At 65.6% G+C, this 15980-nt stretch carries 12 protein-coding genes and 3 pseudogenes; 8 read left to right on the forward strand and 7 right to left on the reverse strand.

All coding sequences use genetic code 11. The annotated features are described in order from the left end of the window. Window positions 1–388, reverse strand: a pseudogene (locus XAXN_RS18420) (xylose isomerase); the annotation flags it as partial. A 433-nt stretch (window positions 389–821) separates the two neighbouring features. On the opposite strand from XAXN_RS18420, the gene ttcA reads away from it, so the two are divergent. From ttcA to XAXN_RS18435, 3 genes are all read left to right on the forward strand, one after another. After that, window positions 822–1739 (forward strand): tRNA 2-thiocytidine(32) synthetase TtcA, encoded by a 918-nt coding sequence (ttcA, locus tag XAXN_RS18425; protein WP_054320608.1) that lies wholly within the window; start codon window positions 822–824, stop codon window positions 1737–1739. Window positions 1740–1802: 63 nt separating this feature from the next. Next, the gene (locus XAXN_RS18430; protein WP_003484983.1) at window positions 1803–2708 is read left to right on the forward strand and encodes a recombination-associated protein RdgC; all 906 of its coding nucleotides are present in this window, start codon (window positions 1803–1805) and stop codon (window positions 2706–2708) included. Between the two features lie 403 nt (window positions 2709–3111). Next, window positions 3112–3897, forward strand: a complete 786-nt coding sequence (locus tag XAXN_RS18435) for a YgjP family zinc-dependent metalloprotease (RefSeq protein WP_054320609.1) — start codon at window positions 3112–3114, stop codon at window positions 3895–3897. Window positions 3898–4018: 121 nt separating this feature from the next. On the opposite strand, the gene XAXN_RS18440 is transcribed toward XAXN_RS18435, so the two are convergent. The 3 genes and pseudogenes from XAXN_RS18440 to hemH form a co-directional block, all read right to left on the reverse strand. After that, window positions 4019–4306, reverse strand: a complete 288-nt coding sequence (locus tag XAXN_RS18440) for a hypothetical protein (protein WP_054320610.1) — start codon at window positions 4304–4306, stop codon at window positions 4019–4021. 35 nt (window positions 4307–4341) lie between these two features. After that, a pseudogene (locus tag XAXN_RS18445) lies at window positions 4342–5180 on the reverse strand (alpha/beta fold hydrolase). Between the two features lie 2 nt (window positions 5181–5182). Further along, on the reverse strand, window positions 5183–6148 hold the full coding sequence (gene hemH, locus XAXN_RS18450; protein ID WP_054320611.1) for a ferrochelatase: 966 nt from the start codon (window positions 6146–6148) through the stop codon (window positions 5183–5185). A gap of 153 nt (window positions 6149–6301) precedes the next feature. Between hemH and XAXN_RS18455 the strand changes: the two genes are divergently transcribed. From XAXN_RS18455 to tatC, 4 genes are all read left to right on the forward strand, one after another. After that, on the forward strand, window positions 6302–7210 hold the full coding sequence (locus XAXN_RS18455; protein ID WP_054320612.1) for a lipid-binding SYLF domain-containing protein: 909 nt from the start codon (window positions 6302–6304) through the stop codon (window positions 7208–7210). A gap of 72 nt (window positions 7211–7282) precedes the next feature. Further along, entirely contained in the window at window positions 7283–7510 is a 228-nt protein-coding gene (tatA, locus tag XAXN_RS18460; protein WP_054320613.1) for a Sec-independent protein translocase subunit TatA, read from the forward strand. A 15-nt stretch (window positions 7511–7525) separates the two neighbouring features. Further along, a complete protein-coding gene (gene tatB / locus XAXN_RS18465) occupies window positions 7526–8140 on the forward strand; it encodes a Sec-independent protein translocase protein TatB (protein WP_054320614.1) in 615 nt (204 codons plus the stop codon). Further along, window positions 8137–8892, forward strand: a complete 756-nt coding sequence (gene tatC / locus XAXN_RS18470; protein WP_054320615.1) for a twin-arginine translocase subunit TatC — start codon at window positions 8137–8139, stop codon at window positions 8890–8892. The genes tatB and tatC overlap by 4 nt, the downstream gene beginning before the upstream one ends. Window positions 8893–9036: 144 nt before the next feature. On the opposite strand, the gene XAXN_RS18475 is transcribed toward tatC, so the two are convergent. From XAXN_RS18475 to XAXN_RS23315, 3 genes are all read right to left on the reverse strand, one after another. After that, a complete protein-coding gene (locus XAXN_RS18475; protein ID WP_054320616.1) occupies window positions 9037–9936 on the reverse strand; it encodes a BPSS1780 family membrane protein in 900 nt (299 codons plus the stop codon). 59 nt (window positions 9937–9995) lie between these two features. Continuing rightward, the gene (locus XAXN_RS18480; RefSeq protein ID WP_042824356.1) at window positions 9996–10748 is read right to left on the reverse strand and encodes a glutamine amidotransferase; all 753 of its coding nucleotides are present in this window, start codon (window positions 10746–10748) and stop codon (window positions 9996–9998) included. Between the two features lie 1028 nt (window positions 10749–11776). Further along, window positions 11777–12319 carry a hypothetical protein gene (locus XAXN_RS23315; protein ID WP_167694830.1) on the reverse strand — a complete coding sequence of 181 codons (543 nt, stop codon included), beginning with the start codon at window positions 12317–12319 and terminating at the stop codon, window positions 11777–11779. A 138-nt stretch (window positions 12320–12457) separates the two neighbouring features. Between XAXN_RS23315 and XAXN_RS18485 the strand changes: the two are divergent. Beyond that, window positions 12458–15980 (forward strand): annotated as a pseudogene (locus XAXN_RS18485) (hypothetical protein); the annotation flags it as partial.

A 15980-nucleotide genomic window follows, 5' to 3' on the forward strand; every position in this document is an offset into this window, starting at 1 on the left:
GTGGGTGAGGTTGCTCTCGTATTCGCCAATGTCATCGGCATCCGGCGACAGGTCGATGTCGTGGAAGCAGTAGTACGGCACCCCGAAGCTTGGTGAAAAACTCGAACGCCGCATCGGCCTTGGCTTCGGCGCGGTTCAACGCGGTATTGCCCACGTCCCACGGATACGCACGCGTGCCCGGGCCGAACGGATCGGCGCCATTGCCGCAGAAGCTGTGCCAGTAGGCCACGGCAAAGCGCAGATGCTCGGCCATGGTCTTGTCGCCGATCGTCTTGTTGGCGTCGTAGACCTTGAACGCGAGCGGGTTGTCCGAATCGCGGCCTTCGAAACCGATCTTGCCGATGCCGGGGAAATATTCTTTCGCGCCGATGTACACGGTGTTGGTCATGGGTGAAGCTCCTGTGTCAAGGGGAGGGGGGCAGTGGAAGGCATGGTCACGCGCGCGCAACATAAAATGTTAGCGCTACCAAAATCGCGTCTGAAACAAAGCCCCGCCATGGAGCGAAGCTGGAGATGCCGTGCCTATCCGAGGGGAAACTGTCTGTGCGACTTTACCCAGTCCCGCGCGGAAAGGCTTGCTGCGCTGCGAGATACGAACTGGTCCGTGGTTGCCGGATGGGTGTGATGCCGGTGATGCGCCTGGCGTGCTGCCTCACCCGCCCTTCGGGTATCCTCTCCCGCGCGCGCGCGAGGGGACTACGTGGAGCAGGCGCGCGCTTTCCGTCAACAGGCGTTAGCTCCCTTCTCCCGTTCACGGGGGAAGGTGCCCGAAGGGCGGATGGGGGGCCGCCCTGCCACCCACCAGCTACAATGGCCGGCTTATGACCGCTGTCCTGCCGCTGCCGCAACCCCTGGCCGATCCCGCGCCGCGCGACCCGCGTCAGCGGTTGCAGCGCGAACAGCTGCGCCTGGGCAAACGCCTGCAGCGCCAGGTGGGCCAGGCGATTGCCGATTTCGGCATGATCGCGCCCGGCGACAAGATCATGGTCTGCCTGTCCGGCGGCAAGGACAGCTACACCTTGCTGGACATGCTGCTGCAGTTGCAGCGCAAGGCGCCGGTGCCGTTCAGCCTGGTGGCGGTCAATCTGGACCAGAAGCAGCCCGACTTTCCCGCCCATGTGCTGCCGGCCTACCTGCGCGGGCTGGGCGTATCGTTCGATATCGTGGAGCAGGACACCTATTCGGTGGTCAGCCGGGTGATCCCGGCCGGCAAGACGATGTGCTCGCTGTGCTCGCGGTTGCGGCGCGGCGCGCTGTATGCCTACGCGCAGGCCCATGGCGTCACCAAGATCGCGCTTGGCCATCATCGCGACGACATCGTCGCCACCTTCTTCATGAACCTGTTTCACCACGCGCGTCTGGCGGCGATGGCGCCCAAGCTGCGCAGCGACGACGGCGCGCATGTGGTGATCCGCCCGCTGGCCTACGTGCGCGAAGCCGACATCGCCGCGTACGCGCAGGCGCGGCAGTTCCCGATCATTCCGTGCAACCTGTGCGGCAGCCAGGAAAACCTGCAGCGCCAGCAGGTCGGCAAGCTGCTGCAGCAATGGGATCGCGAGCAACCCGGGCGCGTGGAACAGATTGCACGCGCCTTGGGCGATGTGCGCCCCGAGCAACTGGCCGACCGCACGCTGTTCGATTTCCTGGCGTTGGGCCGCAGCGGCGATGCGCCGGGTGATTCTGATCCTGATCCCAGCGCCTGGCTGTCCGCCAGCCACGCCACACACGACAGCGACTGACCCGGCCGATCCGGCTGCGGCAGTCTTTTCACCTTCCTCGTCTTTCTTCATTCGGTCCAACGCATGTTCTTTCGCAATCTCACCCTGTTCCGCTTTCCCACGACCCTGGATTTTTCGCAGATCGACACCTTGCTGCCGCCCGTGCAGCTCAAGCCGGTCGGCCCGCTGGAAATGAGTTCGCGTGGTTTCATTTCCCCGTTCGGCCGCGACGAGCAGGAAGTGCTCTCGCATCGTCTGGAAGATTTTCTGTGGCTCACTGTCGGTGGCGAGGACAAGATCCTGCCCGGCGCGGTGGTCAACGATCTGCTCGAGCGCAAGGTCGCCGAGATCGAAGAGAAGGAAGGCCGCCGCCCCGGTGGCAAGGCCCGCAAACGCCTCAAGGACGATCTGATCCATGAACTGCTGCCGCGCGCCTTCGTCAAGAGCTCGCGCACCGACGCCATCCTTGACCTGCAGCACGGCTACATTGCGGTCAACAGCTCCAGCCGCAAGAGCGGCGAGAACGTGATGAGCGAGATCCGTGGCGCGCTCGGCAGCTTCCCGGCGCTGCCGCTCAATGCCGAAGTGGCCCCGCGCGCCATCCTCACCGGCTGGATCGCCGGCGAACCCCTGCCCGAAGGCCTCAGCCTGGGCGAAGAGTGCGAGATGAAGGATCCGATCGAAGGCGGCGCGGTGGTCAAGTGCCAGCACCAGGAACTGCGTGGCGACGAGATCGACAAGCACCTGGAGGCCGGCAAGCAGGTCACCAAGCTGGCGCTGGTGCTGGACGACAATCTGTCGTTCGTGCTCGGCGACGATCTGGTCATCCGCAAGCTCAAGTTCCTCGACGGCGCCCTGGACCAGCTCGAACACAGCGAAGACGACGGCGCACGCGCCGAACTCGACGCACGCTTTGCGTTGATGAGCGCCGAGATCCGCCGGCTGTTCCTGTTGCTGGAAACCGCGTTGAAATTGAGCAAGGCCGAGTAACCGGAACGTCGAACGGTGGCGTCGTTGAGGCGCGATTCGAGGCGTGAATCAACAGCTTTCGGTGAGTCGAGGGCGCGATGCCCTTACCACTTGCGGGACACGCCGTGAATTCATCCTTGGAGGCTCGGTGGCGGCATCCATGCCGCCCCATGGCCCCGCAAGCGGCAAGGACACCGCACCAAAGCGTTCTTACGCTGCTTTCGTGAAGGACATACGTGGGATGTGTTCTGCGACGGTAGCGGATAACAGCCCCGGCAACAAAGCCGCAGATCAGCTGCTTTACAACTGATCCATCGGTTGTCCGATCGCTTCCAGGCAGGGCACCGATCACGGTCTGGCCGTCACTGCGTGCGGCAGTCAACGCGTCTCACCGCCTGACACATCGCGGCGGTATCCTGTGCGCATGTTCAAGCCTGTCCGCTGCCTGATTGCACCGCCCTCGCAAGTTGTCGAACGCGACTGCGTGCGCGTGCAGCTGGACGGCCGCGACATCGCAGTGCTGCGCGTGCGCGACCCGCGTGCGCGACGCATCAAACTCAGCGTCGACGAACGTGGCGCACGGCTGACCTTGCCGCTGCGCGCGAGCCTGATTTCCGGCGAACGGTTTCTGCATGCGCATCTGGACTGGCTGACCACCCAGCTGTCGCGGTATCAGCAAGTCGATGCATTTCCAGCGCTTGAGCGTGGCGTGCCTGGGCAACTGCCATTGCGCGGTGCGTTGCTGCCGTTGAGCTGGCACGAAGGGCGCTATGCACGCATCGATATCACCGAGGACGGTGCGCAGTTCCATGTCCCCGCCCGTCTGGGCGATGCTGGCCTGCGCCGTACCTTGAAGGAATTCTACGAAGCGCAGGCGCGCGCCGATGTCGGCCGCTGGCTGCCGAGTTATCTGCCCGGCTTGCCGCGCGCACCGGCACGACTGCGGCTGAAGGTGATGTCCTCGCAGTGGGGCTCGCTCGCACCGGACGGCTCGATGGCGTTGGACCTGGCGCTGGTACTCGGGCGCCCTTCCGCGTTCGAGTACGTGCTGGTGCACGAGCTCTGCCATCTGGTGCAGGCCAACCACTCGCCCGCGTTCTGGGCCGAAGTGGAGCAACGTTTTCCCACCTGGCGCGCGGAGCGCAGTTACTTTCACGAACACGGCCGCCAGCTCAAGGCGCAGCTGCGTCGGTTGTTGCACGCCGAATAACGCAGGCGCAGCGCGCCTCGCTCAGAAGCGGTGGTTGTTGCAGCACTGGCACCCGTTTGCGTGCAGGCAATGGGGCATCGACGCGGCAATCCCGGCGGCCGTGCATGCGTCGACGCAATCGTTAACGCCACTGGTAAGACGCCGCCCTGGCAAGTTGTCGGCAGGCCAGTGGTGACAACCAGCCAAAGCGTTTCGACAGGGCGCTTTCGGCGACCGCGACACCTGCCTCCAGCATGCGTGCCGACATCCAGTGGTCTGCGTGACACGCAGCCGTCCATGCCTGTTCCAACACAACGCGATCGTCCGCGTCCAAGTAGGGAGCCGCACGCACCACCTGCATAAATGTCCACGGCGCATGCCACGAATCGAAGGATTCAAGCGCACTGACAACACGGGCGGCATCTGCCATGGGTCTAGTTCACCGGCGTGCGACGCGTCGGCACGTCACGCACGCGGCAACGCATCCAAAAACCCGTTGATCACCGTCGCCACCGTTTCCGGCACCTCCATATGCACATGTGCAGCCGCGCATCGCGCATCATCGCCACGCGGTGATCGCGTAGCGCAGCCGGGAAATACGGCTGTGCGGGCGTGGCGAAGATTGCCTGGGTGGGGCAGGCAATGGAGGCAAGCAGCACATCGATCTGCGCTTCGGTCATGCGGATGGCGGCCGGGGTCAGGCGCGGATCGCTGCACCAGCTGTAGCCACCTTCCACCACGCGCACGCCGCGTTCGACCAGCAGCCGTGCAGCCGGTTCGGTGAGCTGGTTGACCAGCATGCGCGCGCGCACCGGCATCTCCATCGACGGAAACACTCGCAGCGGCCGCTCTGCCAACGTGCGTGCCGACGCGACTGCATCGCGCAGGCGTGTGGCGGTGTTTTCCACCGGCTCGGCCAGCGCACCCAGCGCCTCAATGGCGATCAAGGCCTCCACGCGCTCGGGCGCAGCGGTGGCCAGCACGCTGGCAATGCCGCCGCCCAGCGAGTGGCCGAGCAAGGTGAAGCGCTCCCAGCCCAGGGCATCGGCAACCTGCAACAACACGGCGATCGTGCTGCTGAGCGTGTATTCGGCGCCTACCGGCAGCCAAGCGCTGTGGCCATGGCCGGGCAGATCCAGCAGCACCAGATCCAGCTCCTGCGTGTGCAGATGCGTACTCAGCGGCACGAAGCTGGCGGCGTTATCGAGCCAGCCATGCAAGGCCAGTACCCGGCGCGCGCCGCGATCTTGGTTGCGCAATCCGGTGAGCCGGCCGATGGCCAGCTCGCACGCAAACGGCTCCAACCTCACGCGCGGCGCGCCACGGCGGCCAGCGCGTGCGCATGCGCATCGCTGGCGTTGAGGCAGGGGATGTAGCTCAGTGTGGCACCACGTTCGGCCAGCGTTTCGGCAAAGCCCAGCGCCACTTCTTCCAGCGTTTCCAGGCAATCGGTGGCAAAGCCCGGGCAGACCAGATCGAAGCTGCACACACCGCCTTCGGCCAACGCCCACAGCGTGGGTTCGGCGTACGGTTGCAGCCAGCGTTCGGCGCCGAAGCGCGACTGGTAGCCCATCTGCCACTCGTCCGCTCCCAGTCCCAGCGCCGCCACAATTGCCTGCGCGCTGCGTTCGCACTGCTGCGGATACGGGTCGCCGGCATTGGCCACGCGCTGCGGCAGGCCGTGGAAGGAGAACATCAGCTTCTCGCTGCGCCCATGCACCTGCCAGTGCGCGCGGATCGACTCGGCGATCGCCGCCACCCAACCGGCGTCCTCGCAATAGTCCTGGATCACCTCCACCGCGATCTCCGGCGCGCTGGTGCGCCATGCATCCACCACGTCCTGGATCGAGGCGGTCGTGGTGGTGGAATACTGCGGATACAGCGGCAGCACCACGATGCGCTTGATGCTGCGTGCGCGCAGCCCATCCAGCGTCTTGCGCAACGCCGGCTCGCCGTAGCGCATGGCCCATTCCACATGCCAGTCGGGCATCACCGCTTGCAGACCGTCGGTCAGGCGGCGCGTGTAGACCGCCAGCGGCGAACCTTCGGGCAACCACACCTTGGCGTATTTTTCGGCCGATTTCGGTCCGCGGATCGGCAGGATCACCCCGTACAGCAGCGGCTTCCAGAACAGTGGCGGAATCGCGACCACGCGGCGGTCGCTGAGGAACTCGGCCAGGTAGCGGCGCACGGCCGGGGCGGTCGGCGATTCGGGGGTGCCGAGGTTGACGACCAGCAGGGCGGTATCGGGTGTCGTGTTCATGCGCACCATTCTGGCAGAGCCGGGCACTGCTGCCGACAACAGCGCACCGATCGCTGCGATCGGCCGTCCTTTCCATGCAGGTTGCGCTCACCACCGATTCATTGCGCCAGCACTAACGTCGCGGCATTGCTATCTTTAACGGATTCTTCCTGGGAGCTTGTCATGCCTCGTTTGTCGCGCCTGGCCCTGTTGTTGTTGCTGACGTTGGCCGCCGGCCATGCCGTCGCCGGCCCGGAAGAAGACCAGCGCGCACGCAATGCAGTGCGGGTGCTGACCGAGATCATGAAGATCCCCGAGCAGGCCATTCCGGACAAACTGCTCGACGAAGCGCGCGCCATCGTGGTCATTCCCGACACGCTCAAGGCCGGCCTGGTGATCGGTGGCCGTCGCGGCCACGGCTTGATGTCGATGAAGAATGCCGACGGCAGCTGGTCGCAGCCGGTGTTCGTCAAGCTCACCGGCGGCAGCATCGGCTTCCAGGCCGGCGTGCAGTCGTCCGACGTGGTGCTGGTGTTCCGCAACGACCGCAGCCTGGACAACATCGTCAACGGCAAGTTCACCCTTGGCGCGGACGCCGGCGTGGCCGCAGGCCCGGTCGGGCGCAACGCCGCCGCGGCCACCGATGGCCAGCTCAAGGCCGAAATCTGGTCGTGGTCGCGTGCCCGTGGCCTGTTTGCCGGCGTTGCGCTGGACGGTGCGGTGTTGCAGATCGACGATGCCGCCGACCTCAATGCCTACGGCAGCGGCGCGACCCCGCGCATGATTTTCGAAGGCCGCACCAACGAACGCCCGTCCACCGATGTGATCGCTTTCCGCGACCGGCTGGAAGAGGCGACCTACACCGCACGCGCCAATCGCGGCAGCGATGCCGCCGCCGATGGCGCGTCGCCGGCACCGCGTCCGCAAACCCCGCCGCCGGCGCAGGCACAGCAACCGGCCAATGTGCCGCCGCCGGCCAGCGAAGCCAGCACCGTGCCGATGCAGCCCAGCACCACCCCGCCCGCCCAGCAGGGTTTTCAGCCGGTCTCGGAGGGCGAAATCCGCACCGAATCCCTAGACGGCAACCGCTAACGCACTGTCATCCCCCAGCGCGGTGCGCTGGGGTATCCTGCGTCTTCCTTCTTTTCAGCAAGCGAGCAGATCATGGGCGGTTTCAGCATTTGGCACTGGCTGATCGTGCTGGTGATCGTGTTGCTGGTGTTCGGTACCAAGCGGCTCACCAGCGGTGCCAAGGATCTCGGCAGCGCGGTCAAGGAATTCAAGAAAGGCATGCGCGACGACGACAAGCCGGCCGGCAAGCTTGGCGACGACTCCCGCACTGCCGAGCAGGCGCGTGAGGCGCAGGCCGAACGCGACCGCGACGCGCGCTGATCCGGAGCGGCGCAGGTGTTTGACATAGGTGCTGGCGAACTGACGCTCATCGCGGTCGTCGCCCTGGTGGTGCTCGGTCCCGAGCGGTTGCCCAAGGCGGCCCGATTTGCCGGATTGTGGGTGCGCCGTGCCCGAATGCAGTGGGATTCGGTCAAGCAGGAACTCGAACGCGAACTCGAGGCCGAAGAGCTCAAGCGCAGCCTGCAGGATGTGCAAGCCTCGCTGCGCGAAGCCGAAGACCAGTTACGCAACACGCAGCAGCAGGTCGAGCAGGGCGCCCGCGCGCTGCATGACGACGTCGGCCGCGATATCGACATCCGCGCCAGCGCCACGCCGGTGGCAACGCCGCTGGAACTGGCGCATACGGACGTGTCCGCCCGCCCTGATGTCGATACGGCAGCAGGCGCAACGGATGCGGCTGGAACAACTGCACACACCGCGCCTGTGATTGCACAGGCTCAACCCATTGCGCCAGCGCCGCATCAAATCCTGGTCCCGGCTCCCCACGACACGATAGTGCCGGCGCCGCACGCCGCGCATCTCACCAGCGCGTCCGAGCCGGTAGCCGTCGCGCCAGTCGATGCGGGCACACCGGCTGCGCCGACCAAGATCCAGGAGAAACAGCCGTGAGCCTGTTCGACGACGCACAGGCCGAAAGCAGTCTGATCGAACATCTGGTCGAATTGCGCGCCCGCCTGGTCCGCGCGCTGATCGGTCTGGGCGTGGTGTTGCTGGCCCTGCTGCCGTTCTCGCGGGCGATCTATTCGTGGCTGGCCGCACCGCTGATCTCGCAGCTGCCGCTGGGGCAGACGATGATCGCAATGAATCCGGCCGGTGCATTTTTCGCACCGCTCAAGCTGACCTTCTTCGTGGCGGTGTTCTTCAGCGTGCCGTGGCTGCTCTATCAGGCCTGGGCATTCGTGGCGCCGGGGTTGTACCAGCGCGAAAAGAAACTGGTATTTCCGCTACTGGCCTCGGCGGTGGCACTGTTCTACATCGGCTGTGCGTTCGCCTATTTCCTGGTGTTGCCGGCGGTGTTCCACTTCCTGACCACGTTCAAGCCGGACGTGATCGCCCTTACCCCGGACGCCAATTCGTACCTGGATTTCGTACTGGCGATCTTCTTCGCCTTCGGCGCCAGCTTCGAGCTGCCGGTGGCATTGGTGATCCTGGTGCTGCTGGGCTGGGTCAGCCCCAAGCAGCTCAGCGAAGGCCGCGGCTATGCCATCGTCGGCATCTTCATCCTGGCCGCCGTGCTCACCCCGCCGGACGTGGTGTCGCAGCTGATGCTGGCGATCCCGATGTGCCTGCTTTACGAGCTGGGCATCATGGCCTCGCGTGCGGTGGCACCGAAGGACGCGGCGTCCAACGCTGCGAGTTGAGCAGACCGGTGCGGTATGCGTAATGCCTTATGCGCCATCAAGCCGTCGGGATGGCAGTCACCGTCCACGCGAAAGCGAAAGGAACATCAAAAAGCCGCTCTCTTCGAGCGGCTTTTTGCGACGCATCGGCATTTCAAAGACGGCTCAAGCCACAAACACATCCGGCCGCGATGGCGGGGCTGGTTGGGCGGCGGCGCCGTCGTGGGTGAACATCTGCTTCCATGCTGCGTACACCGAGCCGGCGAACACCGGCATCAGCACCGCCATCAGCAGCAGCTGGGCCAGCCACATCGTCACGGTCTGGCCGGCGATCAGGCCGACGATCAGCGCGACGATCATGACCGCGAAATAGATCGCGAAGATGGCGATGAAGGCCAGTACGAAGAACACCAGCATCGCCGGCAGGTTGTGCAGGCTGGCGCGCAGGCTTTCGCGCAGCGCGTGACCCCCGGTGCTGCGGTCGAACATCACCTGCGGTGGCATCACGAACAGCGCCAGCGTCATCGCCGCGAAGGTGGCGATGGTCAGCAGCAGCCACAGCAGGATGCGCCCGGCCGGCAGGCTGGCGGCAAGCTGCTCGATCTGCACCGGGTCCGGCTGCGCGCCGGACTGGCTGATCTGGTTGATCTTGACCATCACTTCGGACAACTGCTGCAACCCGCTGGCGCCGATCATCGCCAGCAGCAGCACGCCCAGCAGCAGGCCGGCGATCAGCTGCGGCAGCAGCGACACCAGCAGATGCGGCGCACGGCCGTCCTGCAGGCCGTGCAGCAGATGCGACGGTTTGGCGATGCGGCCTTCGTCCACTTCGCGGATGGCCCACAGCAGGCCGCCCATGAACAGCGGGCCGGCCAGCGCCAGCAGGAACTGCAGAGCCGGGCCCAGCAGCGGCACCAGGACCGACAGCGACACCACCAACGAGGCGGCCACGCTCCAGATCACGCCCATCGAGCCAAGCGCCAGCGGCGCCCGCTTCAACAGCGAGAAACCGGTCAACAGCCACTCCGCGCCGGCAGATGCCGGCACCTTACGAATTTCGCTCATTCCCATTCCGGATCGATACGCGCGCCGGACCATCCGGCGTCACGCGATTATCGCTGCTTTTACGTGCGCGCGGCGGGATCAGCGCTCACTGTTTGCAACCGGCGTGCGTGATGCACGAAGCGGCGCAACAGCTTGCGGGCGATGGGGGCGGCGGTGACCTCGCGGGCGACCGTGCGGGCGCAACGTCCATGACGGGCGATACAGTCGGCACGCGCCTGCACATAGCCGCGCATGTGGTGGGTGGCGAATTCGGGGTGAAACTGGACGCCCCAGGTGGCCCGGCCCCAGCGGAAGGCATGGCAGCGGTCTTGCCTGGAGTGCGCCAGCACGATGGCGCCATCCGGCGCGCGCATGACCGTCTGCAGATGGGTGGCATGGGCCGGGAACTGCGGTGGCAGGCCCGCAAACAAGGGGTCTTGCTCGGCCGGTGGGTGCAATTCCAGTGCGATGGTCCCGGATTCGCGCCCGGCCGGGTTGTAGTCGACCTCGCCACCCAGCGCATGCGCCAGCAACTGGTGTCCGTAGCAGATGCCCAGCAGCGGCATGCCCTGATGGGCGGCATGGCGCAGCCATTCGGCACTGCGTTCGCTCCAGTCGGCGCGGTCGGTCACGAAGGCCGCCGAACCGCTGACGATGATGCCGGCAAAGTCGGCCGGGTCGGGCAGCGCGTCGCCATTGGCCACGTCGATGGCCACCGTTTCCTGCTCGGCCAGTCCGGCCGCCACGCGGATCCAATGCGGAAAACGGCCGTAACGCTTCATCTCCGGCACGGGCTGCCCGGTTTCGATGATCAGGAACGGCAAAACGGACATGCGCGAAGATCCGGACACAACAGATGCCCCCGATTGTAGGCGGCAGCGACGCGTTTTTTTCAAGCGGCACTCCAGGACGCGTGCTGCGGGTCATTGCCGAATGACATGTCCTGATTCCCTCGCAGTTGGATGGCGGTGGTGGTGACGGGAGTTGCCGGCGGTGGCACGCCTTGTATATCGACAGAAAAGCGCATGACTGGATTGACAGCGACCTTGTGGCGTCGCTGTGGGCAGGTCCACGCAAGGTTCGGCTGGATTGGTATGGAAAAACATCGAATCGTGCATAACCATCAGAACACGGTGCTTGACGGCCGCGGAGCACGTCGCCGTGGCGGCGTGCTGAATCCCAGGCGTTCAATCCATGCTATGTGTTGGGGCCCTTGGCCCAACACGCAGCGCGCGTCGCACACGTCGTCGATGCTTCGTATCGAACAAGTCGCTCGCGGGCAGATTGACTAAAAATTTTGGGCATGAAAACCCATGCCACCAATCCAAATGCGTTCCGCACAAACTCGCCTTACGCTCATGAGGAAAAGCCCAGGCTAACGAAGGATCAGGCAGCGGCCAGCACCAGCGGCACGCATCAACCGCTTGGACGGCCTCCTAGAAAACGGCGGAGGATGGAGTCGGATGACCGAGGAGCGTCGACGCGCGACAGGCAACCCTTTACGGCAAGCGCCGTAAAAGAAGAGCACACCGATGCCAGCGAAGGCGCATCGGACAGGCGCTCTCGGCACTGGCAGCCCTCTGCCGTAAACGAGCGCATCAAAACCGAGCGGTACCCTGACAAGGGGAGCGCCGACGTCGGCGCCTCGTCGCATCGTCGGCCCCAACGACCGACGCAGCATGGTTTGGAAACAAGGGAAAATTTTCGACCGACCGAACGGCAACCCGAGCGAATCGTAGGAAAACGACCGCGCGAAGAGCAAGAACCCTATCGGCAGTCAAAGCGCTCAGGCCATGGCACGCGGCTGACAGCCGAACTGCGCAGGGCCCAATATCATCTGGACGTGGCGGCACAAAAACGGCTACAGGCGCAGCGACAGCAACAGCTGCGACAGTTGAGCGAGCCCCACGGAATCCGCCGGAACCACAACGTCGACCTGTGCGTATCGATGGCATGCGACAACGAGCTGGCCGATTGCATGCGCGGCAGGATGGCGTTGCCCTTCCTGGAAGAGAGTTTGCATGCGCAAGTCAACGCCAGTCGGCTCGACAAATACCTTCAGCTGGTTGCCAATGCACAGCGCGCCAGGGGGGGAACGCCCCGCGATCTCGATCGTTGCACCGAGCTTGCAGCGCAGTACCTCTACCAGACCAGGTGGTTCGAAGGCACATCGCTGAAGCAGCTGGCGCATGTGGGCAACAAGCTGAGCAAGCACCCGCACCAGCCCGCGTGCATGGAGGCAATCGCGTGGATCGCCGGGCAAGTCGATCAGGCCGATGATCTTGTGGGGCTGGGTAGCTACCCGTCCGCTCTGCTCCTGAACGCCTTCGCAAAAAATATCGACAGCGGTCGGTGTGAACGCGCGGTGGCGCGTGTGGCACGTCACCTGCTGCGTGATGGCCACGCCTGGCAGTCTCTGAGTGCGCAGAACATCAGCCTGTCACTCAGTTCCTTCAGCAAGTGGTCCGATCATCCGGATTGCCAGGCCGCGGCGCATCGGCTCGCCGTGCGTGTCGCAAGCGACAACTGCTTGCGTCATGCGATGGATGCCCAGAGCGTGGCGACCACGCTCAACGCCCTGAGCAAATGGCCCGACACGTCGGTCTGTGGAGTCGCCGTCGGCGCGCTGGCCGAGCGGCTGGCCGACGAGGCCCGGTTGCGCAAGGACCTGAGTCCGCAGGAACTGACCAATGCGCTCAACGCCCTGAGCAAATGGCCCAATTCTCCGGTCTGTGCGGCCGCCGCCAGTGCGCTGGCCGAGCGGCTGACGGACGAGTCCGAGTTGTGCGTGGCTCTGGATCCCATCAACGTGGCGCAAGCGCTCAACGCCCTGAGCAAATGGCCCAATTCTCCGGTCTGTGCGGCCGCCACCAGTGTGCTCGCCGGGCGGGTGGCCGGCGATTCCGAGTTGCGCGAGGGCTTGACCACGCGAGGCGTGTCCAATGTGCTCAACGCCCTGAGCAAATGGCCCGACGACGCGGTCTGTGCAGCCACCGTCGCTGCGCTGGCCAGGCGGCTTGCCGACGATCCCGAGCTGCACGAAGACCTGGGCCCGCAAGGCGTGTCCAACGTGCTCAACGCGCTGAGCAAATGGCCCGATACGTCGGTCTGCGCAGAAGCCGCCAGTGCGCTGGCCGAGCGGTTGGTCGACGATCCCGAGTCGCGCCAGTCGCTGGACCGCCAAGGCGTGGCGAACGTCCTCAACGCCCTGAGCAAATGGCCCGATACGCCGATCTGCGGGCAGGCCGTCAGTGCGTTGGCCTGGCGGCTGGCCCACGAGCCGGAGTTGTGTACGGCTCTCGACGCGATCAACCTGACCCAAGCGCTGGGTGCCGTGAGCAAATGGCCCGACGAGGAGGTGTGTGCGTCCGCCGGCAGCGCGCTGGCCAAGCGGCTGGCATGCGAGCCCGATGTGTGCGAGGCCCTGAAGCCGCAAGAAGTGGTCACCGTGATCCATGCCCTGAGCAGATGGCCCGACAACGAGGTCTGCGCGGCCGCCGGCAGCGCGCTGGCCAAGCGGCTCACCGATCCTGCTGTGTGCGCGGCGTTCGACCTGTTCCTGATGGCCGTCGCGCTCAAAGCCTTGAGCAAGTGGTCCGACAATGCGAGCTGTGCGGCCGCCACCAGCGCCCTGGCCCAGCGGCTGGCATGCGAGCCCGATTTGCGCACGGCCCTCCACCCGCAAAGCGTGGTCGTCGCGCTCAACGCCCTGTGCAAATGGCCCGACATGGCCGATTGCGCTGAGGTCGTCAGCGTGCTGGCCGAGCGCCTGGCCGACGATCCCGGCTTGCGCGAGGCACTCAACGCGGTAGACGTGACCAACGCGTTGAATGCCTTGAGCAAATGGCCAAACAACCAGGCCTGTGCCGAAGCCGCCAGTGCACTAGCCAGGCGCGTCGTCGACGATGGCCTGTTGCGCACTGCCTTCAATTCACTGGATGTTGCCAATGCGTTGAATGCCTTGAGCAAATGGCCCGACAAGGCGGACTGTGCGGCCGCCGCCAGTGCGCTGGCCGGGCGGCTGGCCGACGATCTGGAGTTACGCACGGCCTTCAATCCATTTGACGTGGCCACCGGACTCAACGCCCTGAGCAAATGGCCCGACAACGAACACTGTGCGGCGGCTGCCAGTGCACTGGCCGCACGGCTGGTCGACGATCCTGGGTTGCGCAATGCCCTGCACCCGCAAGACTTGGCCATCACGCTCAACGCCCTGAGCAAATGGCCCGACACGCCGGTCTGTGGCGACACGGTCAACGCGTTGGCCGCGCGGCTGGCATTCGAGCCCGATGTGCGCCAAGCCCTCAAGCCGCAAGAGGTGGCCAACGCGCTCCATGCCCTGAGCAAATGGCCGGACAACCAGGTGTGTGCGGCCGCCGCCCGTGCGCTGGCCGAGCGGCTGGCCGACGACCCTGGGTTGGTCCGGGCGCTGGACCCGCAAGGCGTGGCAAGCGTGCTCCATGCCCTGAGCAAGTGGTTCGACACGCCAATCTGTGGGGCCGCCGTCAGCGCGCTGGCCAAGCGGCTGGCCAACGAGTCCCGGCTGTGCAAATCCCTGGAGCCCCACCAGGTGGCGAGCGTGCTCAACGTCCTGAGCAAGTGGTTCGGCACGCCCGTTTGTGCGGCTGCCGCCAGTGCGCTTGCCGGGCGGCTGGCCGACGATCTTGAGTTACGCAAGGCCCTGACCCCGCATGGCGTGGCGACCGTGCTCAACGCCCTGAGCAAATGGCCCGACACGCCGGTCTGTGGCGACGTGGTCCACGCGCTGGCCGCGCGGCTGACCAACGACCCCGAGTTGTGCGAGGCGCTCGACTTTTCCAGCCTGCCCCAAGTGCTCAACGCCCTGAGCAAATGGCCCAACACGCCGGTCTGTGGCGATGCGGTCCACGCGCTCGCCGCGCGGTTGGCCGACGATCCAGACTTACGCCATGCCCTGGACCCGCAAGGCGTGGCCAACGCGCTCAACGCCCTGGGCAAGTGGCCCGACAACGCGCTGTGTGCGGCCGCCGCCCGTGCGCTGGGCGAGCGGCTGGCCGACGATCCTGGGTTGCGCAAGGCCCTGGACCCGCAAGGCATGATCAATGCGCTCGGCGCCATGAGCAAATGGCCCGCCGACGAGATCTGTGCAGCGGCCGCCATGGCGCTGGTCGCGCGGCTGACCGACGATCCGGACTTGCGCGAGGGCCTTGGCCCTATCAACGTGACCCAAGCACTCAATGCCCTGAGCAAATGGTCCGGCACTCAGGTCTGCGAGACAGCCACCGACCGCTTGGCTGCGAAGCTGGCCAACGAGCCCGGCTTGCGCAAGGCCATGGACGCGCAAGGCGTGGCCATCGTGCTCAACGCGCTGAGCAAATGCCTCGCCAGGCCGGTGTGCCAATCGGCATTCGTGCTGCTCGCCGAGCGCGCAGGCTCGGCCGAGCTGCCCTGGCGGCAGTTTGAGATGCGTGGGATCGCCATGGTGGCCAATGCGATGTCCCGCTTGCTGCACCTGGACGATGAGGACGATGAGCAGTTCCGGACCCAGGGCGTGGCCAAGCTGCAGGCGATGGCCGGGCACCTGGACCTGCACCGCGAGCGGTTTGCATCCGCCTCGGCCGCAGATATCGGGGTGCTCTTCAAGGCCCTTGCATCGGCGCGGCTGCAACGCCAGATGCGTCCGCTGGGAGAGCCCGCGCTGGAGCGGGTATCGGCCCTGATCGGGGGCGATGGATTACGCCAGACCAGCCTTGAGGGGATCGGCAGCCTCTGCTTGGGACTGTTGCCGCTGATCCGCAGCCCGGAGTTGGGCCCCCGGCATCGGGGCCAGGCATTGCGCGTGTTCGATGCGTTGCAGCCGCGCCGATGCAAGGGCCTTGAAGAGCACCCCGATATCTGCGGCCGAGGCGGATGCAAACCGCTCGCGGTGCAGGTCCAGGTGCCCGGCCATCGCCTGCAGCTTGGCCACGCCCTGGGTCCGGAACTGCTCATCGTCCTCATCGTCCAGGTGCAGCAAGCGGGACATCGCATTGGCCACCATGGCGATCCCACGCATCTCAAACTGCCGCCAGGGCAGCTCGGCCGAG

This window comes from Xanthomonas axonopodis, from assembly GCF_001304695.1.
Classification (GTDB): domain Bacteria; phylum Pseudomonadota; class Gammaproteobacteria; order Xanthomonadales; family Xanthomonadaceae; genus Xanthomonas; species Xanthomonas axonopodis.

What these genes read in the sequence shown, in the direction of transcription:
- XAXN_RS18475 (WP_054320616.1), bottom strand. Translation starts at nt 9,936, where the DNA reads ATGAGCGAAATTCGTAAGGTGCCGGCATCTGCCGGCGCGGAGTGGCTG.
- ttcA (WP_054320608.1), top strand. Translation starts at nt 822, where the DNA reads ATGACCGCTGTCCTGCCGCTGCCGCAACCCCTGGCCGATCCCGCGCCG.
- XAXN_RS18430 (WP_003484983.1), top strand. Translation starts at nt 1,803, where the DNA reads ATGTTCTTTCGCAATCTCACCCTGTTCCGCTTTCCCACGACCCTGGAT.
- tatA (WP_054320613.1), top strand. Translation starts at nt 7,283, where the DNA reads ATGGGCGGTTTCAGCATTTGGCACTGGCTGATCGTGCTGGTGATCGTG.
- XAXN_RS18480 (WP_042824356.1), bottom strand. Translation starts at nt 10,748, where the DNA reads ATGTCCGTTTTGCCGTTCCTGATCATCGAAACCGGGCAGCCCGTGCCG.
- XAXN_RS18435 (WP_054320609.1), top strand. Translation starts at nt 3,112, where the DNA reads ATGTTCAAGCCTGTCCGCTGCCTGATTGCACCGCCCTCGCAAGTTGTC.
- XAXN_RS18455 (WP_054320612.1), top strand. Translation starts at nt 6,302, where the DNA reads ATGCCTCGTTTGTCGCGCCTGGCCCTGTTGTTGTTGCTGACGTTGGCC.
- hemH (WP_054320611.1), bottom strand. Translation starts at nt 6,148, where the DNA reads ATGGTGCGCATGAACACGACACCCGATACCGCCCTGCTGGTCGTCAAC.
- XAXN_RS18440 (WP_054320610.1), bottom strand. Translation starts at nt 4,306, where the DNA reads ATGGCAGATGCCGCCCGTGTTGTCAGTGCGCTTGAATCCTTCGATTCG.